General features: G+C 62.8%; 24 protein-coding genes. 9 read left to right on the forward strand and 15 right to left on the reverse strand.

Translation table 11 applies throughout. From position 1 onward, the window contains the following. Nucleotides 1–2: 2 nt before the first annotated feature. The gene (locus ACTIFE_RS09680; protein WP_439528949.1) at nucleotides 3–536 is read left to right on the forward strand and encodes a type II toxin-antitoxin system PemK/MazF family toxin; all 534 of its coding nucleotides are present in this window, start codon (nucleotides 3–5) and stop codon (nucleotides 534–536) included. A gap of 265 nt (nucleotides 537–801) precedes the next feature. After that, nucleotides 802–1,902, forward strand: a complete 1,101-nt coding sequence (gene ychF / locus ACTIFE_RS09685; RefSeq protein WP_106754277.1) for a redox-regulated ATPase YchF — start codon at nucleotides 802–804, stop codon at nucleotides 1,900–1,902. A gap of 286 nt (nucleotides 1,903–2,188) precedes the next feature. On the opposite strand, the gene ACTIFE_RS09690 is transcribed toward ychF, so the two are convergent. Beyond that, nucleotides 2,189–4,366: a DUF4214 domain-containing protein gene (locus ACTIFE_RS09690; RefSeq protein ID WP_439528950.1), complete on the reverse strand. Its 2,178-nt coding sequence runs from the start codon at nucleotides 4,364–4,366 to the stop codon at nucleotides 2,189–2,191. Nucleotides 4,367–4,573: 207 nt separating this feature from the next. On the opposite strand from ACTIFE_RS09690, the gene ACTIFE_RS09695 reads away from it, so the two are divergent. Then, nucleotides 4,574–5,260 (forward strand): fumarylacetoacetate hydrolase family protein, encoded by a 687-nt coding sequence (locus ACTIFE_RS09695; RefSeq protein WP_439528951.1) that lies wholly within the window; start codon nucleotides 4,574–4,576, stop codon nucleotides 5,258–5,260. 213 nt (nucleotides 5,261–5,473) lie between these two features. On the opposite strand, the gene ACTIFE_RS09700 is transcribed toward ACTIFE_RS09695, so the two are convergent. Further along, the gene (locus ACTIFE_RS09700) at nucleotides 5,474–6,370 is read right to left on the reverse strand and encodes an AraC family transcriptional regulator (protein WP_439528952.1); all 897 of its coding nucleotides are present in this window, start codon (nucleotides 6,368–6,370) and stop codon (nucleotides 5,474–5,476) included. Between the two features lie 107 nt (nucleotides 6,371–6,477). On the opposite strand from ACTIFE_RS09700, the gene mbfA reads away from it, so the two are divergent. The 3 genes from mbfA to ACTIFE_RS09715 all read left to right on the forward strand — a co-directional run bounded on the left by mbfA (nucleotide 6,478) and on the right by ACTIFE_RS09715 (nucleotide 8,486). Further along, nucleotides 6,478–7,461, forward strand: a complete 984-nt coding sequence (gene mbfA, locus ACTIFE_RS09705) for an iron exporter MbfA (protein WP_439528953.1) — start codon at nucleotides 6,478–6,480, stop codon at nucleotides 7,459–7,461. 84 nt (nucleotides 7,462–7,545) lie between these two features. Beyond that, entirely contained in the window at nucleotides 7,546–8,004 is a 459-nt protein-coding gene (locus ACTIFE_RS09710; RefSeq protein ID WP_439528954.1) for a MaoC family dehydratase, read from the forward strand. Next, nucleotides 8,001–8,486, forward strand: coding sequence for a MaoC family dehydratase (locus tag ACTIFE_RS09715; protein ID WP_439528955.1), 486 nt, complete (start codon nucleotides 8,001–8,003; stop codon nucleotides 8,484–8,486). Before ACTIFE_RS09710 ends, ACTIFE_RS09715 begins: the two co-directional genes overlap by 4 nt. 213 nt (nucleotides 8,487–8,699) lie before the next feature. On the opposite strand, the gene ACTIFE_RS09720 is transcribed toward ACTIFE_RS09715, so the two are convergent. From ACTIFE_RS09720 to ACTIFE_RS09730, 3 genes are read right to left on the reverse strand one after another with little or no spacing between them, the layout of a single operon-like run. Further along, nucleotides 8,700–9,179, reverse strand: coding sequence for a GNAT family N-acetyltransferase (locus ACTIFE_RS09720; RefSeq protein ID WP_439528956.1), 480 nt, complete (start codon nucleotides 9,177–9,179; stop codon nucleotides 8,700–8,702). Between the two features lie 9 nt (nucleotides 9,180–9,188). Further along, entirely contained in the window at nucleotides 9,189–9,842 is a 654-nt protein-coding gene (bluB, locus tag ACTIFE_RS09725) for a 5,6-dimethylbenzimidazole synthase (RefSeq protein ID WP_439528957.1), read from the reverse strand. Between the two features lie 2 nt (nucleotides 9,843–9,844). Then, nucleotides 9,845–10,387 carry an adenine phosphoribosyltransferase gene (locus ACTIFE_RS09730; protein ID WP_439529010.1) on the reverse strand — a complete coding sequence of 181 codons (543 nt, stop codon included), beginning with the start codon at nucleotides 10,385–10,387 and terminating at the stop codon, nucleotides 9,845–9,847. A 175-nt stretch (nucleotides 10,388–10,562) separates the two neighbouring features. On the opposite strand from ACTIFE_RS09730, the gene ACTIFE_RS09735 reads away from it, so the two are divergent. Beyond that, a complete protein-coding gene (locus tag ACTIFE_RS09735; protein ID WP_439528958.1) occupies nucleotides 10,563–11,198 on the forward strand; it encodes a LysE family translocator in 636 nt (211 codons plus the stop codon). A gap of 76 nt (nucleotides 11,199–11,274) precedes the next feature. Here the strand turns inward: ACTIFE_RS09735 and ACTIFE_RS09740 are convergent, their stop codons facing one another. The 9 genes from ACTIFE_RS09740 to ACTIFE_RS09780 form a co-directional block, all read right to left on the reverse strand. Further along, a complete protein-coding gene (locus ACTIFE_RS09740; protein ID WP_439528959.1) occupies nucleotides 11,275–12,150 on the reverse strand; it encodes an S-methyl-5'-thioadenosine phosphorylase in 876 nt (291 codons plus the stop codon). Between the two features lie 311 nt (nucleotides 12,151–12,461). Then, nucleotides 12,462–13,304: a cytochrome c1 gene (locus ACTIFE_RS09745; protein ID WP_439528960.1), complete on the reverse strand. Its 843-nt coding sequence runs from the start codon at nucleotides 13,302–13,304 to the stop codon at nucleotides 12,462–12,464. A gap of 30 nt (nucleotides 13,305–13,334) precedes the next feature. Continuing rightward, the gene (locus ACTIFE_RS09750) at nucleotides 13,335–14,600 is read right to left on the reverse strand and encodes a cytochrome b (RefSeq protein WP_439528961.1); all 1,266 of its coding nucleotides are present in this window, start codon (nucleotides 14,598–14,600) and stop codon (nucleotides 13,335–13,337) included. A 23-nt stretch (nucleotides 14,601–14,623) separates the two neighbouring features. Beyond that, nucleotides 14,624–15,184, reverse strand: a complete 561-nt coding sequence (gene petA / locus ACTIFE_RS09755; protein WP_439528962.1) for a ubiquinol-cytochrome c reductase iron-sulfur subunit — start codon at nucleotides 15,182–15,184, stop codon at nucleotides 14,624–14,626. A gap of 302 nt (nucleotides 15,185–15,486) precedes the next feature. Continuing rightward, nucleotides 15,487–17,325 carry an ABC transporter ATP-binding protein gene (locus ACTIFE_RS09760; protein WP_439528963.1) on the reverse strand — a complete coding sequence of 613 codons (1,839 nt, stop codon included), beginning with the start codon at nucleotides 17,323–17,325 and terminating at the stop codon, nucleotides 15,487–15,489. Beyond that, nucleotides 17,309–17,746, reverse strand: a complete 438-nt coding sequence (locus ACTIFE_RS09765; protein WP_439528964.1) for a hypothetical protein — start codon at nucleotides 17,744–17,746, stop codon at nucleotides 17,309–17,311. The genes ACTIFE_RS09760 and ACTIFE_RS09765 overlap by 17 nt, the downstream gene beginning before the upstream one ends. Nucleotides 17,747–18,132: 386 nt before the next feature. Further along, entirely contained in the window at nucleotides 18,133–19,476 is a 1,344-nt protein-coding gene (locus ACTIFE_RS09770) for a methyl-accepting chemotaxis protein (protein WP_439528965.1), read from the reverse strand. A 102-nt stretch (nucleotides 19,477–19,578) separates the two neighbouring features. Beyond that, nucleotides 19,579–19,980, reverse strand: a complete 402-nt coding sequence (locus ACTIFE_RS09775) for a DUF2177 family protein (RefSeq protein WP_439528966.1) — start codon at nucleotides 19,978–19,980, stop codon at nucleotides 19,579–19,581. 57 nt (nucleotides 19,981–20,037) lie between these two features. Then, nucleotides 20,038–21,876 carry an ABC transporter ATP-binding protein gene (locus ACTIFE_RS09780; RefSeq protein WP_439528967.1) on the reverse strand — a complete coding sequence of 613 codons (1,839 nt, stop codon included), beginning with the start codon at nucleotides 21,874–21,876 and terminating at the stop codon, nucleotides 20,038–20,040. 295 nt (nucleotides 21,877–22,171) lie between these two features. Between ACTIFE_RS09780 and ACTIFE_RS09785 the strand changes: the two genes are divergently transcribed. Beyond that, nucleotides 22,172–22,645, forward strand: a complete 474-nt coding sequence (locus ACTIFE_RS09785; protein WP_439529011.1) for a tRNA (cytidine(34)-2'-O)-methyltransferase — start codon at nucleotides 22,172–22,174, stop codon at nucleotides 22,643–22,645. Between the two features lie 106 nt (nucleotides 22,646–22,751). Continuing rightward, on the forward strand, nucleotides 22,752–23,687 hold the full coding sequence (hemF, locus tag ACTIFE_RS09790) for an oxygen-dependent coproporphyrinogen oxidase (RefSeq protein WP_439528968.1): 936 nt from the start codon (nucleotides 22,752–22,754) through the stop codon (nucleotides 23,685–23,687). A 208-nt stretch (nucleotides 23,688–23,895) separates the two neighbouring features. Here the strand turns inward: hemF and ACTIFE_RS09795 are convergent, their stop codons facing one another. Continuing rightward, the gene (locus ACTIFE_RS09795; RefSeq protein ID WP_439528969.1) at nucleotides 23,896–25,974 is read right to left on the reverse strand and encodes a hypothetical protein; all 2,079 of its coding nucleotides are present in this window, start codon (nucleotides 25,972–25,974) and stop codon (nucleotides 23,896–23,898) included. Nucleotides 25,975–25,977: the final 3 nt, after the last annotated feature.

The following is a 25,977-nucleotide window of genomic DNA, read 5'->3' on the forward strand; positions in this document are numbered from 1 at the left end:
AGTTGCAGGCAGAAACCCATGTGCACTATTCTGCGTTGAACATTCTTCCCCTCTTGGGTGGCCCGTTCGGTGGTGAGGCGAGACAACGAGGACTGATTGGCACACGCAGCCCGCTCCTTGCGAGCATCATGGCGATAGGGTTTTTCCCGCCGGCCGGGCAAATTCTCATCTGCGACTTTTCCGGCTTTCAACCTCCGGAGATGATCAAACACCGACCCGTGATCATTCTGTCGCCAAAGCTGCCAAACAGAAGCGAGATCGTGACTCTCGTCCCGCTCAGCACGACCGCTCCAAGACATAACCTTCCGTTTGTCGTTCAGCTGTCGAAGAACTATCATCCACTGGAGGACGACACGCTGGCCGTTTGGGCGAAGTGCGACATGGTCATGAACGTGTCGCGCCAACGTCTCGACGGGTTCAAGATCGGGCGGCGCAAATGGGCAACGCCCATGGCCAGTCAAGAAGATCTGCATGCTGTACGCATTGGTGTGATACACGGCCTCGGGCTGCGGGACTTGCTGAAAGCTCAAGTGTGACTTATCTTAAGTGCGTATCCCGGTCTTCGGGCTTTAAGACCTAGCTTGCTAGGCAGGTTGCTCAAACGGCGATGACAAGCCACGGGCAACCGAGCTGCTTTTGTCCACAAGCCCCGCCTCGCGCGGGGCTTGTTGTTTTTGCGCAGCACCGATCCAAGGCCTTGTGCAAGCGCAGTCGAACGACAAACACCCCGCAAAGCTTGACGTTCCGTGCCCCCTCGGGCAAGAAGCGGCAACTCTTCGATCCAACCGAAAGCGATCTCCCATGGGTTTCCAGTGCGGCATCGTCGGGCTGCCCAATGTCGGCAAGTCCACGCTCTTCAACGCGCTCACCAGAACGGCTGCCGCGCAGGCTGCCAACTATCCGTTCTGCACCATCGAACCGAACACCGGTGAAGTCGCCGTGCCGGATCCGCGCATGGCCGCGATCGCCAAGATCGCCGGCAGCAAGGAACTGATCCCGACGCGCATCACCTTCGTCGACATCGCCGGCCTCGTGCGTGGCGCGTCGAAGGGCGAAGGCCTCGGCAACCAGTTCCTGGCCAACATCCGCGAAGTGGACGCCATCGTTCACGTGCTGCGCTGCTTCGTCGATGACGACATCACCCACGTCGAGGGCAAGATCGATCCGATCTCCGACGCCGAGACCGTCGAGACGGAACTGATGGTCTCCGACATGGAGAGCCTGGAGCGCCGACTTGCGCCGATGAAGAAGAAGGCCCAGGTCGGCGACAAGGACGCCAAGGCGATTGCCCCGATCATGGAAGCCGCGCTGGCGCTGCTGCAGGAAGGCAAGCCGGTTCGCACGTTGAAGCTGGCCGATGCCGAGGAAGAGAAGATCCTGCAGGGTCTCAACCTCCTGACCTCCAAGCCGGTGCTTTACGTGTGCAACGTCGAGGAAGCCTCGGCGGGAACGGGCAACGAACTATCGGCCAAGGTCGCCGAAATGGCCAAGGCGCAGGGCGCGGGCTCGGTCGTGATCTCGGCCGCCATCGAGGCGGAAATCTCGCAGCTCGGCAATGACGAGCAGGCGGAGTTCCTGGAGACGCTCGGGATCGAGGAACCGGGCCTCGACCGGCTGATCCGCGCCGGCTACGACCTCCTGGGTCTCATCACCTATTTCACCGCAGGCCCGAAGGAAACCCGCGCCTGGACCATCACGCGCGGCACCAAGGCGCCGCAGGCGGCCGGCGTGATCCATTCGGACTTCGAGCGCGGCTTCATCCGCGCCCAGACGATCGCCTTTGACGACTACGTCAGCCTCAACGGCGAAGTCGGCGCCAAGGAAGCCGGCAAGGCACGCGACGAAGGCAAGGAATATGTCGTCAAGGACGGCGACGTGCTGCTGTTCAAGTTCAACACCTGACCGGCAACCGGTTCAGGAAGCGATCCGGAAAGCCCCGCGCGTTGCGCGGGGCTTAGACTGCCGGCAACCACTTCATCGTCATCCCGGGCGCAGCGAAGCGGAGACCCGGGACCGGAGAGTCACGGTCTTTCCAGCTTTTACTCATTGAAATATTTATACCTCGGCTCTCCGGTCCCGGCTCGGCGCTTCGCTTGGCCGGATGACTCTGGATTGGTCGAGGTTGGCCAAAAAACTGAGCCCCGCACACTGCGCGGGGCTTTTGTTGTTTAAAGGGCCGGGGCCGGGATCAGATCAGCCAGATGCCGTTGTCGGTCAAAGCCGCAGTCGCAGTCTTGTTTTCCGCGCTTTCCGAGAAGCCGAACAGCACATGCTGGCGATCGGTCTGGCCGCTGTCGAGCTGTGAAAGCCAGCCATTGAGACCGGCCGTATCCGGCGCACGGTCGAGGACGTTGCGGTAGAGCAGCGTCAGGAACGTGGTGTTGTCGATGTTGGAACCGTAGGTCTGCTGGAACTCGGCCGAGGCAATGAAGGCATTGGCCATGTCGAAGATCGAGAAGCCCTTGTCCATGATCTTGACGTTGTGCGACAGCCCAACCTGATCCGGCTCCCGGTTGAAGGCCGCCCGATACAGACGGAAGGTCTGGCCGGCCGATCCAGTGAGATCAAAGGCCAGAATGGCGTCGTTGAAGGTGATCCGTTCAATGTTCTCGTAGGTATCCGTGCCAAGCGCGGCGGAGATCACGGTGGTCGTCTTCGTCGTTGTGCCGGTGACGCTGACGGTGGCCTCCGCCCTAGAGATCTTCAGCAACGCAACATCAAACCCGGCCCCGCCATCAATGGTGTCATTACCCGCGCCGCCTTCAATGATCTCGTTGCCGGCGCTGGCGATGAGGCGATCATCGCCGCCCAGAAGGCGGATGACGCTGTTGCCGAGCGCGCTTGTCCAGTTGTCGGCCCCATCCGTCCCTGAAACCTGCGCACCATTGGCCATGCCAAACCGGCCGGCCTGCTGGCCCACAGCCAGATAATGCGCCAGTCCAGTCGCATAGGCACCGCTCGCCACAGCGGCCGCTGCGTCGGCGTTCTGGTTGAGATAGTAAAGCTCGTTGAAACCGGCGGCGCCCTGATCCGCCGCGTTGGTGCCATAGGGGCCGGTGGAAACCGGTCCCTTGAGGTTCAGCGGCGTGTTGATGAAGTTGCCATTGAAGAGGAAAGGCGTGATGAACTCGACCCCGTCGGTCGTCGTGACGGCCACTTGTCGTCCGGCAAGAAACTGATAATTCGCCGGATACAGTTCGGAGTTAAGGATCGCCGCAAACTTGCCCGTCCCGTCATTGAGCCAGAAGGCCGGCGCGGTAGTGGGCGTTTCGGTCCCGATGTAGTCGGCAACCAGATCCACGAAACCGTCATTGTTGACATCGAGCAGGTCGAGAAAGGACAGAAAGTAGCCGACACCGGATTGTTCCGCTTCCCCGGGCCGGAAATGCGAGGCGGTCTGGTCGGAGAAGTGACCGGAGCCGTCATTGATCAGGACCTGCAACTCCCAACCCCGCACATCACGGGAAGGCGTATAAGTGACAATCAGATCCTGATCGCCATCCCCATCAAGATCGAGCGCATCGATGTCATAGGCGGTCGCCAGCAGGCCATTGGTTTTCGGATGTGGCAAGTCCAGCCGCGCTGAATCCGAATACGTGCCCTGGCCATTGTTGAGATAGACCCGCGACGTCAGGGTGCTGGCGCCGGGCGCACTGGGATCGCCGCCATAGGTTTCGAACTTGCCGAGGATCATGTCCACGGCCTTGTCGCCGTTCACGTCCACAAAGCACACACTGTCAAACCAGTCGGCCTTCCACGGCTCGCGACCGTCGGAGGCAACGACACTGGTGGGAAGACGCGACCGGTCGAGCGAAAAGCCGCCCTTGCCATCGTTGATCATTAAATAAGGCGGCACATTTTGTCCGCCGACATTGCCAACATAGATGTCGAGATCGCCGTCGCCATCAATATCGCCGCTGGCGGCAGAGTGGCTGAACTCCGTCGGAATAAAGGGCACCGGTGCGCTGGTCAGTCCGCCCTTGCCATTTGACAGGAGGAGAACATTCGGCTCCCCCGGAAACGGGGCGTAATCCCAGCCATGCGCGGCGATGAAGACGTCGTTGACGCCATCACCGTTGTAGTCGTCGAACAGCATCCAGCGTGGCCAGACCGTATCCGGAAATTCGGCCAGAGAAATGATGTCCGTCGCCAGCGACACGGCGCCATTGCTGTCAACCCGGTAGACCGCACCGCTCCGCGCGGCATTCGCCGTGGAGTTGTGACCTGCAACAATCAGCTCGTCGAAACCGTCACCATTCAGGTCCGCAGAATCGATCCAGGTTAGATCGAGGTCGAAGCCAGGATTGAAAGTCTGATCTTTCGATTGATCGATTACAAATCGAGATGAAATATCGTAGGTCTTCATCAAACGTCCCGGAAAAAGACAAAGGATGACTTAGCTCATAGCCAACAGGACGCCCTGTCAAGGTTGAAAGTCTCCTGAAAAGTTCCGGATATGGTCGATCGCGAACAGATACACCGCGAAACGACAGCCAGGCTTGGCAGACCAACAGCAGATGCGCTATGCGATGCGAGGATATCAAGTCCCCTCAACCTGTTGCCGGAGCACACCATGACCAGCTTTGTGATCGACGTTCCGAAGGTTCCTGCCCTCCCCGTCGAGGGTGAGGCCGGGCTGTTTCCGGTGCGGCGGGTCTATTGCATCGGCCGAAACTATGCCGCCCATGCGGTGGAGATGGGGCACGACCCCAGCAAGGAACCGCCGTTCTTCTTCCAGAAGAACCCGGACAACCTCAATCCGTCGAGCAGCTTTCCCTATCCGGGCAAGACGGCGGATGTGCATCACGAGGTGGAACTGGCCGTGGCGCTGAAGTCCGGCGGCAGCAACATCGCGGTGGCCGACGCGCTGACCCATGTCTATGGCTACGCAGTCGCGCTCGACATGACCCGGCGCGACCTGCAGGCGGAAGCCAAGGATCTTGGCCGGCCCTGGGACACGGCCAAGGCCTTCGAGTATTCGGCGCCCATCGGCCCGATCGCTCCAGCGGCGCGCATTGGTCATCCGAGCGCGGGCGACATCACGCTCTATGTCAACGGCAGCCCGCGCCAGAGCGGCGACCTGAACCAGATGATCTGGAAGGTGCCGGAAATGATCGCCTATCTGTCAGAGTATTTCACGCTCGCCGCCGGTGACGTGATCCTGACCGGCACCCCGGCCGGCGTTGGACCGATTGCCCGAGGCGACCGGATGGAGGCGCGGATCGAGGGCTTCGATCCGCTTGTTGTTGAGGTGGTCTGAGCGAGGCTATTGCTTAGGTGGGCAGACGGCTGTCGAGGTCTCTCAGTCCCCCTCCCCCTCGTGGGGAGGGGTGAGGGGTGGGGGGCACCGGCGGCAATCAGTTCACAAAGAGTCCGTAGTCAGCCTGGTCAGGAACGTGGATATAAGGCAGCTCCCCCCACCCCCAACCCCTCCCCACGAGGGGGAGGGGAGCTTCAAGGCTGCGACAAAGCGCTATCCTTTCAGTGGCAGGCAGATATCGGTGAGAATATCGGCAGGAGCCGTGTCGCGCGGGTTGCTGATGTAGACTTCCATCACCGGAGCATCCGCCAATTCCTCGCCGGACGCCGGCAGCCAGGTGCCGTAGAGCCAGTCATACGCGGCCCTCATGTCGGCATAAGGTCCCTTGTGCCGCAACACGGCATAGCGGCGCGCAGGCATCTCAAGCCGCTGTAACGGAGCCTCGAAGGCGATTTCCTCCGTGAGTTCCATGGTCGCCTTCGAGTGCAGATCTGGTTCCGGCACGACGGATGGATCGCTGTAGTAGAAGCCGAACATTTGCCCGGCCTTGTCCATCAGGCCGCGGCTGGCGAGACTGCCGATCAGATGTTCGAAGGCGCGGTCGATTTCGATATAGGGGCCGGTATGGGGAATGCTGGCGAAAAGGCGCTGCGGCTCGTGGCGAATGATGATGTCTTGCATCGGATACGCTCCTGTGGTGTCCGACCCTGAAGGGGCCGGTGGGGTCCAGTCCTTGTCAAAGCGGCGATGCGACCCCTCCTGGCGGTAGGTTGCCGGCGGCAGACCGTAAGACTGGCGAAACGCGCGGCTGAAAGCGGCCAGGCTGCCATAGCCCGCCTGCAACGCGAGCTTCTCGAGATCCGTTTCACCAAAGGCCAATGCCGACGCTGCCCGGTGCAGGCGCATGCGACGGACCATGGCCACAACGCTCTCACCGAAGACAGCCTGCCACACCCTGTGCCAATGCCACCGCGACAGAGCCGCGATATCGGCAAGCCGGTCGAGGTCGAGCGGCTCGTCGAGATGGGTGTGCACATGCTCGATGACACGGGCGAAGCGCCGTTCGTAGGTTCTGGCGCGGGTCAGATCCGCAGGGGACTGGAAAGTCATATCGCTTACTCACTTTGACGCACCGGGCGTAGCATGGGTGGTTTTGACATATCTTGCGGTTTAGATTGACTGCAGTCTTCCTTGTTTTTCCTGATCGGATGCGACCGATGCTTTCCCGGTTTCTGTCAAATGGCCGCCGCGACTTTTCCTCGCTGAACGAGGCCGAAATCCTGGCGCTGGCCATTTCCTCGGAAGAGGATGATGGCCGGATCTACAGGGCCTATGCCGACGGGCTGCGCGATACCTATCCGGCCTCCGCCGCCGTGTTCGACGCCATGGCCGAGGAGGAAAGCCAGCACCGGCAACGGTTGATCGATCTGTTCCAGCGCCGCTTCGGCGAGACCATCCCGCTGATCCGGCGCGAACATGTGCGCGGCTACTACACCCGCAAGCCGGACTGGCTGGTGCGCCCGCTCGGCCTCGACAAGGTGCGGGCAATGGCGGAGGAGATGGAACTGCAGGCGGCGCGCTTCTATGAGGAGGCCGCCAAGCGCACCCAGGATGCCGCCACGCGCAAGCTGCTCGGCGATCTGGCCATGGCCGAGCGGGGACATGAGAAAAAGGCGGTGGCACTTGGCGAGGCGCTGACGCCGCAGGATGTGCGCGAGGAAGAGGACAAGGTCGAACGGCGGCAGTTCATTCTCACATATGTGCAGCCGGGCCTGGCCGGGCTGATGGATGGATCGGTCTCCACCCTTGCGCCGATCTTTGCTGCCGCCTTCGCGACGCAGGACACCTGGCAGACCTTTCTCGTCGGCCTCTCCGCATCGGTTGGTGCCGGCATCTCGATGGGCTTCACGGAAGCCGCTCATGATGACGGCGTGCTGTCCGGACGCGGCTCGCCGCTGAAGCGTGGCCTTGCCTCCGGCATCATGACGACCATCGGCGGGCTCGGCCATGCCCTGCCCTACCTGATCCCGGATTTCTGGACCGCAACCAGCCTCGCAACCGCTGTGGTGTTCATCGAACTGTGGGCGATTGCCTGGATCCAGAACCATTACATGGATACGCCCTTCTGGCGGGCTGCCCTGCAGGTGGTTCTGGGGGGATCGCTGGTGTTCGCTGCCGGCGTGCTGATCGGCAACGCCTGACTGGCCTACCGCTGGCCCTGGCCCAGGCCCTGCTCATCCTTCGGCGTATGGCCCTGCCGATGATGCCGCGCTATAGAGGATCGCATGAGCATAATTCGCCATTTTGAAGACTTCACGCCCGGCGCGATCATCGAGCTGGGCAGCCGAAGCGTGTCGCGGGACGAGATCATCGCCTTCGCCTCCGAGTTTGATCCGCAGCCGTTTCACCTCAGCGAGGAAGCCGGCAAGGCTTCCCTGCTGGGCGGTCTGGCAGCGTCCGGCTGGCACTCGGCAGCGATCTTCATGCGGCTGCTGGTGGACGGATTGCTGGGCCAGGCGGCGGGCCAGGGCGCGCCAGGGATCGACAAGCTGATGTGGCGACGGCCAGTCTATCCCGGAGACACGTTGAGCGCGACGGCGGAAGTTCTGACCAGCCGGCCCTTGCGCTCCAGGCCCGGCCTCGGGGTCGTCGGCTTCCGCTTTGTCGTCTCCAATCAGCGCGGCGAGACGGTGATGACGCTGGAAAACCCGATCCTCTTCGCCTGCCGGGAGATGCCCGCATGAGTGCCTGGTTCGACGACATGGCAATCGGCGACACGCTGGCGCTTGGCAGCCATCTGTTCACCGCCGAGGACATCATCCGTTTTGCCCGCGATTTTGATCCGCAGCCGTTTCATCTCTCGGAAGAGGGCGCGGCGCGGACGCATTTCGGCCGGCTCTGCGCCTCAGGCTGGCACACCGGCGCGGTGTTCATGAAGCTGCTGGTGACGACGCAGCAGCGATTGGACGAGGAGGCACGCCAGCGCGGCGAGACACCCGTGCCGCGCGGTCCCTCCCCCGGGTTTGAAAACCTCAAGTGGCTGAAGCCGGTCTATGCCGGAGACACGATCACATATTCCAGCACGGTGACGGGCAAGATCGAGACGACGGGCCGGCCCGAGTGGGGCGTCATCCTTGGCGTCAACGAGGGGATCAACCAGCACGGCGACCTGGTGTTCCGCTTCGACAGCCGGGTCTATATCCCGAAGCGGCCCGTGGCGGGCTGACACGAGGTTGCATGTGCCAGCTGACGGCAACGCGTCACGTCCTCTAGGCCGCCACACACACTTCGGTCATCCCCGCCTTGTGCGGGGATCTGCCTTGCAGGGGAGCAGCATCCGCAAGCGTTCCGCCTGATCGGCGACCGGATGGATCCCCGCACGGGGCGGGGATGATTCAGAGTTTGGGGCAACCCTCTGATAGGAAAAGGTGACCCTGCTTCAAATCTCGCGGCCAAGGACGACTTCGTCGTGCAGGGGGATGCCGTATTCGCCCATGATCGGGATCTCGGGCTTCAGGAGACGTTCGGCATCAATCACGCCGGGGACGATGCGCTCGAGGCGGAACCCACGCCGCTGATAGAAGCGGAAGGCGTCGAGGTTGTCGTTGGACGTGCGGACCATCAGGCGGGTGATGCGCTGTCGGCGGGCGTCCTGCACCACCGCGTCCAGCAGCTGCGTTCCCGTGCCGCCCCAGCGGCTCAGCGAATCCAGCGTCAGGATCTCCCACTCGGTGTCGCGCTTGATCAGCGTGACGAGGCCGACCAGTTCATCGCCGTCCTCGGCAAGAAAGCCGGGCAAGGCCGAGGCGTCGATCATTTCGCCTTCGATCAGGATGTCCGGTGACGTCCAGCGCTCCGTCAGGAGTTGCGTGACGGCCGGACGATCAGTGTCCTCGATAGCGCGAATGAGGATGGGCATCGGTGGGTCCTATCGGCTGAGAAGGCGGGACGAAAGCGGCGTGCGGGCCTGCCAGCCCTCCCGCTCCAGCTCCGGATCACTATGTTCCTCTATCGGATACCCGAGGCAGAGGTAGGCGACAAGCTGCCAGTTTGGCGGAACATCGAGGGCGCCCTGCACGGCCTGCGGGTCGAGGATCGACACCCAGCCGACACCGACGCCGAGCATGCGAGCCGCAAGCCACAGCGCCTGCACCATGCCGGCAACGGAATGGGCGAGCGTCGCGGGCATGGTCGCCCGGCCAAGACCTTGCCCCTGTACCGGATCCGGATCGCAGAAGACCGCAACATGGACCGGAGCCTCTTTCAAGCCCGCAAGCTTGAGCCGGGCATAGAGCGCCGCCCGCTCCGTGTCGTAGCTTTCCGCCGCCCTTGCATTCTCCTGTTCGAAGCTGGCGGCCACGGCCGCGCGGGCCGCCGCGCTTTCGACCAGCACGAGGCGCCAGGGCTGGCTGTTGCCAACCGAAGGCGAGAGGTCCGCCAGACGCAGGATCTCGTCCAGCAGCCCATCTTCCAGCGGATCCGTGCGGAACCGCCGCACATCCCGGCGCCAGCGCAGGAGCAGCTCGAACTCGGCCCGGAAACGGGCATCGAAACGCGGTGGAAGCGGGCCCGTGTCCGCCACGGTCAGTGTCCCGGGAAGGCGGCCAGTGTGCGTACGGGCACGCCAAGGGCTTCCAGCTTCGCCCGCCCGCCCAGATCCGGCAGGTCGACAATGAAACAGGCAGCGACGATCTCGGCCCCCTGCCCGCGCAAAAGCTTGCAGGCCGCCTCCGCAGTGCCGCCAGTGGCGATGAGATCATCAACCACGATCACCCGGTCACCGGGGCGGATGGCATCCTTGTGCATCTCCATCTCGTCAATGCCATACTCGAGCGAATAGGCAATGCGCACGGTCTCGTGCGGCAGCTTGCCCTTCTTGCGGATCGGCACGAAGCCGGCCGACAACTGATGCGCCACGGCGCCGCCAAGGATGAACCCGCGCGCTTCGATCCCCGCGATCTGCTCGACCTTGGAACCCGCCCAGGGCTGGACCAACGCATCCACCGCCCGGCGGAAGGCGCGGGCGTTGCCGAGCAACGTCGTGATGTCGCGGAACAGGATCCCCGGCTTGGGATAATCGGGAATCGTACGGATCGCGTCGATGAGTTCGTCCGAAACGCTGGGCATGTCCATGGTTTGCCGTCCACCTGAAAAAGCTTCACCTGCCGCCCTGTTGGCCGGCTCTTTTGCCGGTTATACAGGAGTGCTGCAGGCAAGCAGCAAAAACTCGCGTGGGCACAGGCACCGTCCCGCGCTTGCCGCTCTGCCCATGCTCCCTCGCCCCCTGTTCCGGACCTTGCCGATGTTCGACTATTCCCTGCTGCACTGGACCACGTTCTTCACTGCAGCCCTTCTGCTCAACCTGTCGCCGGGGCCGGACTTTGCCTTCATCCTGGCGCAGACCGCAGCCGGCGGGCGAAAGGCCGGTTTTGCAGCGATGTTCGGGATCTGGACCGGGGCCTTTGGTCACGTGCTGATGGCCGCAGCCGGTCTGTCCGCCATTCTGGCGGCCTCGGCAGTGGCTTTCTCCATCGTCAAATGGGCGGGAGCTGCCTATCTGATCTGGCTCGGCATCCAGGCGCTGCGCTCGAAGGGCAGCGTGCTGCTGGCCGGCAAGGCGATGGACGAGCACAAGGTGCTGGCGATCTACCGCCAGGGCGTGATCGTGTCGCTGCTCAACCCGAAGGTCGGGATGTTCTTCCTTGCCTTCCTGCCGCAGTTCGTTGTGCCCGGCGCTGGCCCCATCGGGGCGCAGCTGTTCCTGCACGGCTTTCTTGTGGTGCTGATCGCCGCCTGCATCGAACCGCCGCTGGTGCTTGTCGGCGAACGGCTGACCAGCCATCTGCGGCAGAGCCCGCGCCTGGCCATGTGGATGGACCGGGGCCTCGGCGCGATCTTTGTCGGCCTCGGCCTGCGGCTGGCGATGCAGCAGCGCTGAAGCCACTGGTTCCAAGGCTGAAGCACCGCCAAGGCTCGACCGGACCTTGATGCGCCACGGTCATCGAAGTCTGCTATCAGTACCCCAACACGCGCGCTGTGATCGCCGCAAGCTTCGTCATCAGCGCCGGATCGCGCTTGTCTGGAGCTGTCATGATGGCGTGATCAAGCGCCCGGTCGGAGCCGATCGGGCATGGCTCATGGCTGCGCGGCAGATCGCGCGCCAGACGGGCAACCAGCCGCTGGGCATTGTGCGCATTGTCATGCAGCACCTGAATGATCGACTGGATGTCGACCTCACCATGGTCGGGATGCCAGCTGTCATAATCCGTCACCATGGCAACGGTGGCGTAGCAGATCTCGGCTTCCCGGGCGAGCTTGGCCTCAGGCATGTTGGTCATGCCGATGACATCGCAGCCCCAGGCGCGATAGAGATGGCTCTCGGCCAGCGAGGAGAACTGCGGGCCTTCCATCGCCAGATAGGTGCCGCCGCGCCGGTACTTGAGGTCCTCGCCCCGGGCGGCCGCTTCGATATGATCGACAAGCCGCGGGCTGACCGGATAGGCCATCGACACATGGGCAACGCAGCCGGCGCTAAAGAAGGATTTCGGCCGGGCGAAGGTGCGGTCGATGAACTGCTCCACCAGCACGAAAGTGCCGGGCGCAAGCTCCTCCTTGAGCGAACCACAGGCGGAGACGGACACCAGATCGGTGACGCCGCAGCGCTTCATGGCATCGATGTTCGCGCGGTAGTTGATGTCGGACGGGGCATGGACGTGTCCGCGGCCGTGGCGCGGCAGAAAGACCACTTTCAGCCCGTCGATGTGGCCGACGCGCAGGTCGTCCGATGGCGGCCCCCAGGGGCTGTCGACATGGACCCATTCGGCGCCTTCAAGGCCGGGAAGATCGTAAATGCCCGACCCGCCGATGATACCTAGTACCGATTCTGTCATGCTGCGTCCCCTTTAAGCCGGCTGATTCCTGCAGACTAGTGTGGCTGCCTGACACAAGGAAGACAGCCGGCTTATGGCGTGGCGCGTCCAGCGCAAGAGTAGGATCTCGCATCAGGGCCATTGGGGATCAGCCCGTCCACCCACCCATCGTCGCTCCTGCGAAGGCAGGAGCGACGAAGAAATGACTTCTCCGGCCAGACATACACAGGAGCGGCTCACGATGACCTGTCTGGAATGACGACGCTGCCCGAATACAAAAAGGCCGCCGTGCTGCCACGGCGGCCTTGATGAGATCGCAGAACGCAGCGCCCTCAGTGAGCGACGTTGCGCCAGAGCTTCTTCTTGGTGAAGTAAAGCAGCGAAGCGAAGACCAGAAGGAAGACGATCACGCGGAAGCCCATGGCCTTGCGCTCTTCCAGCTTCGGCTCGGCAGCCCACATCATGAAGGCGGCAACGTCGCGGGAATACTGGTCCACGGTCATCGGCGTGCCGTCGGTGTATTCCACCAGTTCGTCGGACAGCGGAGGCGCCATACCGATGGCGTTGCCCGAGATGAACTTCGGATTGTAGTACTGACCCGCGTTGATGACCACGCCTTCAGGGACGTCTTCCTCATACCCAGTCAACAGGGCATAGAGATAATCGGGACCTTGAGCGTTGTACTGAGTGAAAATGTCAAACACGAACCAAGGGAAACCGCGCTGAACGGCGCGGGCCTTGGCGAGCAACGAGAAGTCCGGCGGATAGGCGCCGCCGTTGGATGCACGTGCCGCCTGCTCGTTCGGGAACGGCGAGGGCCACTTGTCGGCGAGGATGGCCGGACGGTCATACATGTCGCCGTCATCATTCGGACCGTCGACGACGGTGTATTCGGCAGCGATGACCTTGGCCTGTTCCTCGGTGAAGGACGGACCGCCCTCCTGCGACAGGTTGCGGAAAGCAACCTGTCGGAGGCCATGGCACGACGCACAGACTTCCTTGTAGACCTTGAAACCGCGCTGCAACTGAGCCCGGTCAAAGGTGCCGAACGGGCCCGAGAAGGACCATTGCTGGCGTTCGATAGTCGGTCCCGGACCGGCAGCGAATGCCGGAGCGGTAACCGCGAGGACGACGGCGGCGGCAAGGGCGCGGACCGTCTTGATCATGATGCTCATGTTCAAAAACTCCTGAACCTTAACCGTCACTTACTTGGATTGCGGTGCTGCAACAGCAGCCGCAGGCTTTCCGGCCCCATTCGCCAGCACAGCGTCCGAGATCGACGCCGGGATCGGCAACGGTTTCTCAAGGAAACCGAGCAGCGGCAGGATCACGAGGAAGTGGGCGAAATAGTAGACGGTGCAGATCCGCGACAGGATCACGTAGATGCCTTCCGCCGGCATGGCGCCGAGGTAGCCGAGGGCAAGTGCGTTGATCGCGAAGATCCAGAAGAACTGCTTGAACAGCGGGCGGTAGACACCCGAGCGAACCTTGGAGGTGTCCAGCCACGGCAGGATGAACAGGACCGCAATGGCACCGAACATGGCCAGAACGCCGCCGAGCTTGTCCGGAACCGCACGCAGAATCGCGTAGAACGGCAGGAAGTACCATTCCGGAACGATATGCGCCGGCGTCACGAGCGGGTTCGCCTCGATGTAGTTGTCCGGGTGCCCCATGTAGTTGGGCATGTAGAACACGAAATAGGCGAAGACAATCATGAACACTACGATCGCGAACAGGTCCTTGATCGTGTAGTAGGGATGGAACGGCAGCGTGTCCTGGTTGGACTTCGGCTGAACACCCGTCGGGTTGTTGTTGCCGGTGGTGTGGAAGGCCCACACATGCAGCAGAACAACACCGAAGATCATGAACGGCAGCAGGTAGTGCAGCGAGAAGAAGCGGTTGAGCGTCGGATTGTCGACGGCAAAGCCACCCCACAGCCAGGTGCGCACCGCTTCACCGACGAGCGGGATCGCGGAGAAGAGGTTGGTGATCACGGTGGCGCCCCAGAAGGACATCTGGCCCCAGGGCAGAACGTAGCCCATGAAGGCGGTGCCCATCATGATGAGGAAGATCACCACGCCCAGGATCCACGAGATCTCGCGCGGCGCCTTATAGGAACCGTAGTAGAGGCCGCGGAAGATATGGATGTAGACGGCGATGAAGAACATCGACGCGCCGTTGGAGTGCATGTAGCGCAGCAGCCAGCCGAAGTTCACATCGCGCATGATGTGTTCGACGCTGTCAAACGCGGCAGCGGTGCTCGGCGTGTAGTGCATCACCAGCACGATGCCGGTGATGATCTGCGAGATGAGCATGAAGAACAGGATACCGCCGAAGGTCCACCAGTAGTTGAGGTTCTTCGGGGTCGGAAAATCGACGAAGGAACCGCGAACGAGCGAAATGACCGGCAGGCGGCTTTCAAGCCACTTTGCCGCCGCGCTCTGCGGAACGTAATTGGAATGTCCAGCCATGGCTGTCTCCTCAGGGCTGCGGCTCAACCGATCGTGATCTTTGCGTCGTCAACGAACGCATAGGGCGGGACCAGCAGGTTTTCAGGTGCAGGCCCAACGCGGATGCGACCGGCGGTGTCATAGTGCGATCCGTGGCAAGGGCAGAACCAGCCACCGAAATCACCGGCATCGCCGATCGGCACACAGCCGAGATGGGTGCAGATCCCGACCATCACCAGCCAGGGCTCCTTGCCCTCGGCGGCGCGGTTGGTGTCTGTCGCTTCCGCGGTTTCCGGCAGGTTCGAATTGCGGGCAAACTTGTCCGGCAGCGCGCTGAGCGGAACGGCCTTGGCCTCCTCGATTTCCTTTTCCGTCCGATGACGGATGAAAACCGGCTTGCCACGCCACTTCACGGTGATCGACTGACCGACCTCGACGGCGGACACGTCCACCTCGATGGAAGCCAACGCCAGCGCAGACGCATCGGGGTTCATCTGGTCGATGAAGGGCCAGGCGACGGCGCCTGCGCCGACAACGCCCATTGCGCCCGTCGCAAGATAGAGGAAGTCACGGCGGGTCGGTTCCGCCGAATGGGTATGTGCCAAGGTCGCGTCCTCTCGATACTTGTTCCACGTATACCGAATGCCCACAGGCAGGCTGCTGCGGCTCTCAAGTGAACCTTAGGCAGCCCGGCGCAGGCATCAACAGCAGACGGGTGCGGCATTCACCCGCACCTCACCAAGTGGCTCGTCTTTTTGCACCCTTCTAAGGGCTTGTCCAGATCGCCAGTGGATGCAGTCCCAAATGTCGCACCGCTTCCCGTCTCGCCCTCGCCCTCTTGATGCCGCGAAACCGCCGGGATTGGAAGGGGGGAACGGCGCACAAGGCGCCATCCCCCGCTTTATGTTCAGGCTTCTGCATGCGAAGGCAGGAATCCGCCGGACTGGTGCGTCCAGAGCTGGGCATAGAGCCCGCCTGCGGCCAGCAGATCCTCGTGCCGGCCCATCTCAATGATTCGGCCCTTGTCGAGGACGATCAAGCGGTCCATGGCGGCAATGGTCGACAGGCGGTGGGCGATGGCGATGACCGTCTTGCCTTCCATCAGGTCGAACAGACTGTCCTGGATCGCGGCCTCGACCTCGGAATCGAGGGCAGACGTCGCCTCGTCCAGCACCAGGATCGGGGCATTCTTGAGCAGCACCCGGGCAATGGCGATGCGCTGGCGCTGGCCACCGGACAGCTTCACCCCACGCTCGCCGACCTGGGCCGACAGGCCGCGCCGGCCATCCTTGTCCTCAAGCTGACCGACGAAGTCGAGCGCGTGGGCCTTGCGCAGCGCTTCCAGCACGTCCGCTTCCGAGGGATCCGGCGAGCCATAGGAGACATTCTCGAAAATCGAGCGATGCAGCAGGGAGGTGTCCTGCGTCACCACGCCGATGTTGGCGCGCAGGTCATCCTGCTGTACCTTCGAAATGTCCTGCCCGTCGATCAGGATCTGGCCACTTTCCACGTCGTAAAAACGCAGCAGGAGATTGACCAGGGTCGACTTGCCGGCCCCCGAGCGGCCAATCAGGCCGATCTTCTCGCCCGGACGAATGTCCAGTGAAAGCCCCTCGATCACGCCGCCGGTCTTGCCATAGTGGAAGTTGACATTGCGGAAGGAAATCTCGCCGCGCGGCACAGACAGCGACCCAGCTTGCGGGACATCGGCAACGTCCCGTTCGCGCGAGATGGTGCCAATGCCGTCCTGGACGGTGCCGACATTCTCGAACAGGCCCGAGACTTCCCACAGGATCCACTGCGACATGCCCTGCAGACGCAGGATGAGCGCAATCGCGATCGCGATATCGCCGGTGGTGACCACATCGATCTGCCAAAGGTAGATCGCCATCGCGCCTGTTGAGAACAGCAACAGGTTGTTGATCAAGGTCAGCGTCGAATTGAGGATGGTCACCAGCCGCATCTGGCCAAAAACGGAGTGGAGAAACACCGTCATGGATTTGCGGGCATAGGTTTCCTCCCGGTCAGCATGCGAGAACAGCTTGACGGTGGCGATGTTGGTATAGGCATCGACCACATGACCGGTCATCACCGAACGGGCATCGGCCTGTTCCTGGGAAATATCCTTCAGGCGCGGGATGAAGATCCGCAGCACCGCCAGATAGGCAGCGAGCCACACCAGCAACGGCAATGCCAGGTAGAGGTTGGCATCACCGACGACGATCACGGCGCTGGTGAAATAGACGACGACATAAACGAAGATGTCGACGATCTTGGTCACCACTTCACGCACCGCCAGCGCCGTCTGCATCATCTTGTTGGCGATGCGGCCGGCGAAGTCGTTGTGATAGAAGGTCATGCTCTGGCGCAGCAGATAGCGGTGCACGCGCCAGCGGATCGACATCGGATAGGGGCCGAGCAGGCTCTGGTGCATCAGCAACTCGAACAGGACCTCGATCACCGGCAGAAACAGCAGGATCACAAGGCCCATCCACAGAAGATGATGCCAATTGTCGGCCAGGAACGTGTCCCGGTCCGCCGTCGACAACCAGTTCACCAGATCGCCAAGATAGGTGAAGATCGTCACCTGCAGCACCGCGATGAGCGCGGCGAACAGCGCTACCGCCAGCAGGATCAGCATCACCGGCCGGGTGTAGTACCAGCAGAAGGCCGCAAAGCCCTTCGGCGGCACGGACAGGTCCGTGTCGACGAAGGGATCGACCATACGTTCAAATCGCGAGAACATCAGTCAACTCCGAGCGGGCATGCTGAGCCCGGGTTTTGGCCCGCGCACGGCGGACAGGGGCAAGCGTCTTCGACCGGTGCGCCGACAAGGCCACAGCCAGCGCAAAGCTGACCAGGGCCCCCGACAGCACCACTGTGCCAAGGAAAAGCGACAGCAGGCGGTCGGTGTTTTCTGCCATCAGCATGACCTGACCATGACGCTGCACAGCCTGCAATGACATCAGGTCATGCAACAGCACAGGCATGAAAAGCACGGCCGCGACGACAGCGACACCAGCGGCAAAGCCCGCAACGGCCAGAACGGCAAGGCGCAACCGGCGGACCGGCGACACGGCTGCCAGGCGGCGGGCCCCGGCGAAAGGGAAGTCTACATCCGGACCGTTCGGTAGCGCGAACGGGTCCATCGGGTAACGAACGGACATGGGTCTGCTCCAGGCAGGGGAGATGTCAGAATGCCACCGGAAAACAGGAACCGGAGAAAGGCGGCTGCAGCCCGTCGTCGAGGCGACGCGGCTTGGACCGGTGACAGGTCAGCTGGAGTTTTGAGCTTTGGGTCAGGCCTGCTGGGAGCAGGCAGACTTGGCGATCGAGCCCAGACGCAGGGCGACGGTCATGCAGACGCGCGACGCAATGGTCATGTACACCCTCCTGAGTTCGATTTTGGATCAAAGTGCCAAGGCGCATCCGCCACCGGATGCAAGAAAAGACATAGTCGAATCGGCTGTAAAGGAAAAGCTGTACAATGCGACCGCAGGCTTGATTCACGGGACCTGTGGCTGTTGCGCAACAAACTGGGGTTGCAGCGCGATCAGGCTGCGCGGATGCTGGTCAGGAATTGACGGACCTGCGCCTGCAGTTCGCCCGAGAGGCTGCCAAGCTGGCCGGATGCCAATTGCATCTCGTCAGTGGCCCGGGAACTGGCCTGCATGGCGCCCGCAAGCTGGTCGACGTTGCTGTCGACGCGGGCAGTGCTGGAGGTCGCGACGGAGACTGAACGGCCAATCGCATCGGTTGCCTCCGCTTGCTGCTGGATCGACGCACGGATGGTGTTCGAGATGTCGCTGATCCGGTCGATGGTTCCGGCGATGGAGCGGATCGCGCCGACGGCCTGATCGGCCACGCTCTGGACCGATGCCACCTGCGCGGTGATTTCCTCGGTTGCCTGGGTGGTCTGCCCGGCCAGCGCCTTGACCTCGTTGGCCACGACGGCAAAACCGCGCCCCGCCTCCCCGGCCCGCGCGGCCTCGATCGTCGCATTGAGCGCAAGGAGATTGGTCTGGTTGGCGATCTGGCTGATCAGTTCAACCACCTCGCCAATCGCCCGGCCGGTTTCTGCCAGGCGGCCGACGATGGCATCAGTCTGGCGCGCCTCTTCCACGGCACTGCCGGCAATGAGCGAGGCTTGCTGCACGTCTTCGGTGATCCCGGCGATGGACTGGGCAAGCAGATCGGCCGCATCGGACATGCTGCTAACCGACTGGCCGGATTCTGACGTTGCCACACTGACTTCGGAGACAGCGTGTGACGACCGGCTCACGGCATCGCGCAACTCGCCGGCATTGGTGCCGACTGCCTTTGCGGTTTCGTCAAGGGATTGCACGGCGGTCAGAACGGACCGCTCGAAATCATCGGCGATGTCGCGCATCAGGGCCTTGCGCTCTTCTTCGATATGCTGCTGCTGCATCGCCTGCCGAGAGGATTCCTCGCGGGCGCGCGCCGCGAGCTTGCCACGAAACTCCAGCACGGAGCGGGCGATGTCGCCAATCTCGTCGGACCTGTCCGCGCCATCAATGTCGACATCAAGATCACCATGGGAAAGCCGGGTCAGGCCGCCCTGCAGCCGCTTCAAGGGCCTTGCAACTCCCATGGCAAGCATGATGGCAAGACCAAGAAACGCGATGCCGACAGGCGTGCAGACCAGGACAATCTGCAGCATCTGGTCAAGGATCAGACTGTCGACGCGGGCCGCACCGTCCGGCCCCAGGAAGCCTTGCGCCTCGGTCGGGTTGGCGAGAGAGCGGGTCAGGGCCATGCGAAAGACATAGAATGCGTAACCAGTCCCCGCGACCATGATCGCGGCTGCCGAGACAACCAGGATCAGAAAGCGCCCGATGATCGGCAGACGCAGGCCGGCATTCGTGGGATGAGACATTGTTTGAACCCGCAATATGAAAACGCTGACCTGCTGGCCTTTCACTCGGGTCAATACTGGAGAGTTTGAGTAAATTTTCTATGGACGCACGCGCAATGATTGCTAGATCAGCTTCTGCGTCAGATAGTAGCCACCGGCCGCCGCCACGCCGGACAGCACCGTGCCCCAGACGACATCAACAACGACCACGATAAAGGGCCAGTCGCGCATCGTCGCAAAATTGGTCATGTCATAGGTCAGATAGGCAAAGAAGCCGAACAGGCCGCCATAGACCAGCGCATGCCAGAAGGACTCGTTGCGCAGGGCGGGCAAGACCGCGAAAATCACGATGCCGACCACATAGACGATGTAAAACACCGCAGCCGCGCCGAGGTTCGGCTTGTCCATCAGCAGGTGGCCAATACGGTCGAAGTAGAACCGGGTCGCGATCTGGGACAGCCAGATCGCATCGATGACAAGAAAGATTGCGGCAGTCGTGCCATAGGCGACGAGTATCTGGGCCATGCGTCCGGTTCCTTTTTCAAGCCTTACGGCTTAGGGCCTGGGACAGATCACCGCAGCTTACACCTCAGCCAGAAAACCTCCCGACTGGCGCGCCCACAGGTCGGCATAAAGCCCACCGCTCGCCAGCAGTGCGTCATGGTTGCCTTCCTCGACAATGCGCCCGCCGTCCATCACCAGCAGCCGGTCCATGGCGGCGATGGTCGACAGGCGATGGGCGATGGCGAGCACGGTCTTGCCGACCATCAGCGGCGCGAGGTTTTCCTGGATCACCGCCTCGACCTCGGAATCGAGCGCCGAGGTTGCCTCGTCGAGGATCAGGATCGGTGCGTTTTTCAACAGGACGCGGGCAATGGCGATGCGCTGGCGCTGGCCGCCGGAGAGCTTGACGCCGCGCTCGCCGACCTGGGCATCAAAACCACGCCGGCCCTTCATGTCGACCAGTTCCTCGATGAAGCCAAGCGCATGCGCCTGGGTGGCAGCGGCAACGAGATCCGCCTCGGACGCATCCGGACGGCCATAGAGGATGTTGTCGCGGATCGAGCGATGCAGGAGCGAGGTATCCTGCGCCACCATGCCGATGCTGGCCCGCAGAGATGCCTGTGTCACCTCACGCACGTCCTGCCCATCGATGAGCACCCTGCCCGCCTCGACATCATGGAACCGCAGCAGCAGCGAGGCCAGTGTCGATTTGCCGGCGCCAGAGGGGCCAACAATGCCGATCTTCTCGCCGGGACGCGCGGCGAAGTGCAGGTTTTCCAGCACGCCCTCGCCCTTGCCGTAATGGAAGGTGACGTTTTCGAAGGTGATTGCGCCCTGCGACACCTTAATCGGACGGGCATTGACGGCGTCGGTTATGGCAACCGGCCGGGAAACCAGCTCGACACTGTCCTGCAGGGTGCCGAACAGGCGGAACAGGCCGTTGAGCTGGCCCAGCATGCGGCCGAGCAGCAGGTTGAGCCGCAAAACAAGGCCGAGGGTCAGGGCGACGTCGCCGGTCGTCAGGCTGCCACCCTGCCACAGATGCAGGGTGTAGCCGGCAATGGCCACCATCATCACCCCGGACAGGGTGGACATGAGGGTGCGGACTTCGGTCAGGCTGCGGGTGAAGCGGGTCAGGACCACAAGATAGGACCCGAACTGCTGCCGCATCCCGATGTCTTCGCTCGGACGCGAGCCGAACAGCTTGACCGTCTGGATGTTGGTATACGTGTCGACCAGCCGGCCGGTCAGGCTTGAGGCGGCATGGGCGGATGACTTCGACTGCTCACGAATGCGTGGCACGTACACGCGGGCGATGACAACGAACACCACCAGCCAGATCGCCACCAGCAGCGCCAGGCGCCAGTCGAGCTCGCCAAGCATCAGCATGGTCGCAGCGGCATAGACGAGGATGTACCAGACCACCTGCAGCAAGGTGACCATGAGTTCACCCGCGACCTGCCCCGTTTGCCAGACCTTGGAGGAAATGCGCCCGGCGAATTCGTCGTGAAAGAAGCCTAGGCTCTGGTCCATGATCCGGCCATGCGCCTGCCAGCGAACCAGCGTGTAGAAGCCGGGAACAACGGTCTGCTCCTCGACAAGGGCCGTCAACGCAACCGTGGCAGCCCGTGCCACAAGCACGACGAAGGCCATCCACAGCAGCATCATCGCATTGTCGGAGAACAGGTTTTCGCGCGGACTGGCATCCAGCATGTCGACGATGGTGCCGATGAAGCTGTAGATGCCGGCCTCGATCGCGGCCGTCAGACCGCCCAGCACCAGCATGAGCAGGAAGGGCCAGCGGCATTCCCAGACATAAAGCCGCAGGAACGCCAGCGCCGACGAGGGCAAGGCGCGGGAGGCAACCGGCTGGAACGGATCGATCCAGCCTTCGAACAGGCGGTAGATGAACTGCAAGGCCTTGGGTCCGGTGCTAGGTGCCTATCTCTCCCGAGGGTCTATGTAGCATCTCATCTCGTGCCGGCCAGCGATTAAGTGTCTCAAGATTGGTCAGAGCCAGATGAGACTGGCGCGAACAGCGCACTCCGGTTCATCAATCCACGCGTGGGTCGATGCGAGACAGTGGCTCTCCGGTCCCGGCTCGGCGCTTCGCTTAGCCTCAGCTGGGCCGGGATGACGTCCGTGAGGTGGCAGCTTGCAGGCGAGTTCGTATAGTGCCCTGGTTTTCATGACAAAGGCCCTGTCGCTGTCCATGCCCGATCTCGTTCTCTATCAGCCAGATATTCCCCAGAACACAGGCACCATGCTGCGCATGGCGGCTTGCCTGAATGTGAAAGTGCATCTGATCGAGCCGGCTGGGTTTCCGCTGTCGGATCATGCGCTGAAGCGGGCGGGCATGGACTATCTGGAACGGGCGGCGCTGATCCGGCATGTAACTTTTGCCGCCTTTGAGGAGTGGCGGCTCGCGGAGGGGCGGCGGCTGGTGCTGATGACCACGCGAGGGAGCATGGCCTATACCGGACATGCCTTCGCGGCCGGGGATCTGGTGATGATGGGGCGGGAATCGGCCGGGGTCCCCGACGCGGTGCATGCAGTGGCCGATGCGCGGATCGTAATTCCGATGGCGGAGGGCATGCGGTCGCTCAATGTGGCCGTGTCCGCCGGCATGGTTCTGGGCGAAGCGTTGCGGCAGACGGGGAACTTTCCGCCGCTCGCCCGCGTTTGAAGGCGAGGCGCGGCATTGCTGCGCTTTGCAAGAGAGGCCTCAGGCCGCTAGAACGGCGGCAGGAGAAAGCCGGGCTCTGCCCGGTCATCAAAGGATGCGACAACCCATGAGCGACAAGACCCCGCAGACCGGACAAGAGCGTGGCGGCCCCGTGCCGGCGGATATCGAGGCGAAGAAACTCGCCGCGCCCGCCTGGTTTGCCGACTTGCGCGACCGGATCTGCGCGTCGTTCGAGGCGCTGGAGGACAAGATCGGCGCTCTGGACGGACCACTGGCAGACCGGCCAGCCGGACGCTTCGAGCGCACACCCTGGGAGCGGACCGATGCCAACGGCGCCAAGGGCGGCGGCGGCGTCATGTCGATGATGCATGGCCGGGTGTTTGAGAAAGTGGGCGTGCATGTGTCCACCGTCTTCGGCGAGTTCTCGCCGGAATTCCGGGGCCAGATCCCCGGAGCGTCGGAAGACCCGCGCTTCTGGGCCTCCGGCATCAGCCTGATCGCGCATCCGCAGAACCCGCATGTGCCGGCCGTGCACATGAACACGCGCATGGTCGTGACGACGCGGCAGTGGTTTGGCGGCGGCGCCGACCTGACCCCGGTGCTGGACGCGCGCCGCACCCAGACCGATCCGGACAGCATCGCCTTTCACAAGGCGATGGAAAACGCCTGTGCGCCGCACAAGAATGCGGACTATCCCGCCTTCAAGGCCTGGTGCGATGACTATTTCTTCCTGAAGCATCGCAATGAGCCGCGCGGCATCGGCGGCATTTTCTACGACTACGTCAATTCGGGCGACTGGGATGCAGACTTTGCCCTGACGCGCGATGTCGGTCTGGCGTTTCTCGACATCTACCCGAGGCTGGTCGAGACGAACTTCGAGAAGCGGTGGAGCGAGGCCGAGCGCGAGGAACAGTTGATCCGGCGCGGACGCTATGTGGAATACAATCTGCTCTACGACCGGGGCACGATCTTCGGTCTGAAGACCGGCGGCAATGTCGCCTCGATCCTGTCCTCGATGCCGCCTGTGGTGAAATGGCCCTGAGACCGTGTTGCATGTCAGATGGTTGCCGACATTCGCTTCAAGGTCATCCCGGGCGGAGCAAAGCGAAGACCCGGGACCGGAGAGCCCCAGGTTTTGCAGAGTTAACCCGTTGAAAAATCGAGGCCTCGGCTCTCCGGTCCCGGCTCGGCGCTTCGCTTGGCCGGATGACGCACGAGGGGCCGAGGTAATCCATCAATGAAGCGGGGGGCTATCGCCCCTCGCGGAACCAGGTGACGGACAGGGCGCCGAGAAGAAGGGCAAGGCCGAGGAGGCCGGAGAGAAGCGGAATCCGGTCGATGCCCTTCAGCACGCTGGCGTCGGTCGTCTTCAGCCCGATCCAGCCCGACCCGGCATAGTCATCGGCCCGTTTCAGCGGCACGATGCGCGGGATCGACTGCCCGCCGCCGATATCGGCAATGCGCAGCGCCGCACCTCCTGTCTGGGCGGACAAGGGCGCAAGTTGTTCCGTGGTGGAGAGCACGTTGGAGAATTCACGCGGATTCTGCGGCCCGACATGGATGAGAGCGGTGCGCTCGCCATCCGTCAGGGAATAGAGGCCAAGTTCGGTCGCAGCCTGGCTGGCGCGCCACAGGCCGGGTTCAGCTTCCGTAAGGCTCAACACCCGCGTGCCGCCAGTGGGCAGGGTGAGCGTCACATCCGCCGCCATGTCGCCAAGGGTCTGGCGTTCGACAATGAGTTCAGAGCCGCGCAGGCTGACACGCAGGGCTTCCTCCTCCAGTTCCGGCTCCTGCATCAGCCAGTGACCAAGGCGGCGCAGCAAGGGGACATGCGGGCCGCCGCCCTCATAGCCACGTGCCCAGAGCCAGACATGATCAGAGAGGAGCACGGCAACGCGGCCGGCTTCTTCGCGGTTGAGCACCAGAAGCGGCGTGTCATTTGGCCCGGACATCAGCGACTGACCAGCATCGATCTCGGCTTCGACCGCGCGGAACCAGCGGCTCCACTGGGGCGGTTCGGACCGGGCGCCGGGCAGACCGCGCGTCACCGGATGCCGGTTGCCGATGTCGGAGACCCGGGCATGGTAGGGCGTCTCGATGACATTGCCGGTCGGCCGGGCCGGCAGCACCGGCGCCATCGGCGTCTGGTAGATCGTCGAGCCTTCGGCGTAGTCCGGACCGCCGGCAATCAGCAGCGCCCCGCCGCCGCGCACATAACGGGCGATGTTGTCGAAATACAGCATCGGCAGCACGCCGCGGTTCACATAGCGGTCGAAGATGATGAGATCAAACTCGTCGATCTTTTCCGAGAACAGCTCACGCGTCGGGAAGGCGATCAGCGACAGCTGGTTGACCGGCGTGCCGTCCTGCTTTTCCGGCGGGCGCAGGATGGTGAAATGTACCAGATCGACCGAGGCATCCGACTTCAGCAGGTTGCGCCAGGTGCGCTCGCCGGCATGCGGCGAGCCGGACACCAGGAGAACCCGCAGGTTCTCGCGGATGCCGTCAATGGTGACGACGACCCGGTTGTTGAGCGGAGTCAGCTCGCCGGGCAGTGTTTCAGCCTCAAATTCGAAGATGTTCTGGCCGCCATGGCCGATCTCGACAGGGACTTCGAGCCGGGATCCCGGGCGAAGCCGAAACTCGTTGACCAGTTGGCCATCCCGGCGCACCCGGATCGTGGCCGGGCTGCCATCCGCACCGGGCAGGTTGCCGCCATCCTCCAGGTTCAAGGTGACCAGTTGCTCTGAGCCGACCAGTCCGAAACGCGGCGCGCGCACCAGCGACAGGCGCCGGTCGCTTTCGTCCGGCCGCCCGGTCACGAGGGCATGCAGCGGCGCGTTGAAACCCAGAGCCGTGCTGGAGGCAGGGATGTCGTGGACCTGACCGTCTGTCAGAAGGATCGCGCCGCCGACCCGCTCCGGCGGCACATCGGCAAGGCCATCGGCCAGCGCGCCGAACAGCGCAGTTCCATCATCACTGAGCGACGGATTGGCCTCGATGCGGCGCAGCTCGAACCCCGGCAATGCGGCAATGCGGGTCTCAAGCTCGGCGAGCGCGGCAGAGGTGGCGGCATCACGGCCATCCAGCGTCTGGCTCTGGCTCCTGTCGACAACGACCGCAACAACGCTGGACAGCGGGTCCCGGTCTTCACGCTCCAGCGCCGGATTGGCGAGCGCCAAGAGGACGAGAGCCAGGGCAAATGTGCGCAGGAGCCCGCCGCGCAGGCTTAGGAAAAGCGCTATTCCGAGAAACAGGACAACCAGTCCCGCCCCGGCCAGAAGGCTCCAGACGGGCACGAAGGGGTCAAAGGAGACAGACCAGATCATTGC

Source organism: Pannonibacter sp. (assembly GCF_051860505.1).
In the GTDB taxonomy this organism is placed as follows: Bacteria; Pseudomonadota; Alphaproteobacteria; order Rhizobiales; family Stappiaceae; genus Pannonibacter.

Bases quoted from the DNA above. Each gene is read 5' to 3' on its own strand.
- ACTIFE_RS09735 (WP_439528958.1), top strand. From the start codon at position 10,563: ATGTTCGACTATTCCCTGCTGCACTGGACCACGTTCTTCACTGCAGCC.
- ACTIFE_RS09745 (WP_439528960.1), bottom strand. From the start codon at position 13,304: ATGAGCATCATGATCAAGACGGTCCGCGCCCTTGCCGCCGCCGTCGTC.
- ychF (WP_106754277.1), top strand. From the start codon at position 802: ATGGGTTTCCAGTGCGGCATCGTCGGGCTGCCCAATGTCGGCAAGTCC.
- ACTIFE_RS09730 (WP_439529010.1), bottom strand. From the start codon at position 10,387: ATGCCCAGCGTTTCGGACGAACTCATCGACGCGATCCGTACGATTCCC.
- ACTIFE_RS09760 (WP_439528963.1), bottom strand. From the start codon at position 17,325: ATGTTCTCGCGATTTGAACGTATGGTCGATCCCTTCGTCGACACGGAC.
- ACTIFE_RS09720 (WP_439528956.1), bottom strand. From the start codon at position 9,179: ATGCCCATCCTCATTCGCGCTATCGAGGACACTGATCGTCCGGCCGTC.
- ACTIFE_RS09765 (WP_439528964.1), bottom strand. From the start codon at position 17,746: ATGTCCGTTCGTTACCCGATGGACCCGTTCGCGCTACCGAACGGTCCG.
- ACTIFE_RS09710 (WP_439528954.1), top strand. From the start codon at position 7,546: ATGAGCATAATTCGCCATTTTGAAGACTTCACGCCCGGCGCGATCATC.
- ACTIFE_RS09750 (WP_439528961.1), bottom strand. From the start codon at position 14,600: ATGGCTGGACATTCCAATTACGTTCCGCAGAGCGCGGCGGCAAAGTGG.
- ACTIFE_RS09700 (WP_439528952.1), bottom strand. From the start codon at position 6,370: ATGACTTTCCAGTCCCCTGCGGATCTGACCCGCGCCAGAACCTACGAA.
- ACTIFE_RS09690 (WP_439528950.1), bottom strand. From the start codon at position 4,366: ATGAAGACCTACGATATTTCATCTCGATTTGTAATCGATCAATCGAAA.
- ACTIFE_RS09775 (WP_439528966.1), bottom strand. From the start codon at position 19,980: ATGGCCCAGATACTCGTCGCCTATGGCACGACTGCCGCAATCTTTCTT.
- mbfA (WP_439528953.1), top strand. From the start codon at position 6,478: ATGCTTTCCCGGTTTCTGTCAAATGGCCGCCGCGACTTTTCCTCGCTG.
- ACTIFE_RS09785 (WP_439529011.1), top strand. From the start codon at position 22,172: ATGCCCGATCTCGTTCTCTATCAGCCAGATATTCCCCAGAACACAGGC.
- ACTIFE_RS09715 (WP_439528955.1), top strand. From the start codon at position 8,001: ATGAGTGCCTGGTTCGACGACATGGCAATCGGCGACACGCTGGCGCTT.
- hemF (WP_439528968.1), top strand. From the start codon at position 22,752: ATGAGCGACAAGACCCCGCAGACCGGACAAGAGCGTGGCGGCCCCGTG.
- ACTIFE_RS09795 (WP_439528969.1), bottom strand. From the start codon at position 25,974: ATGATCTGGTCTGTCTCCTTTGACCCCTTCGTGCCCGTCTGGAGCCTT.
- ACTIFE_RS09695 (WP_439528951.1), top strand. From the start codon at position 4,574: ATGACCAGCTTTGTGATCGACGTTCCGAAGGTTCCTGCCCTCCCCGTC.
- ACTIFE_RS09770 (WP_439528965.1), bottom strand. From the start codon at position 19,476: ATGTCTCATCCCACGAATGCCGGCCTGCGTCTGCCGATCATCGGGCGC.
- ACTIFE_RS09740 (WP_439528959.1), bottom strand. From the start codon at position 12,150: ATGACAGAATCGGTACTAGGTATCATCGGCGGGTCGGGCATTTACGAT.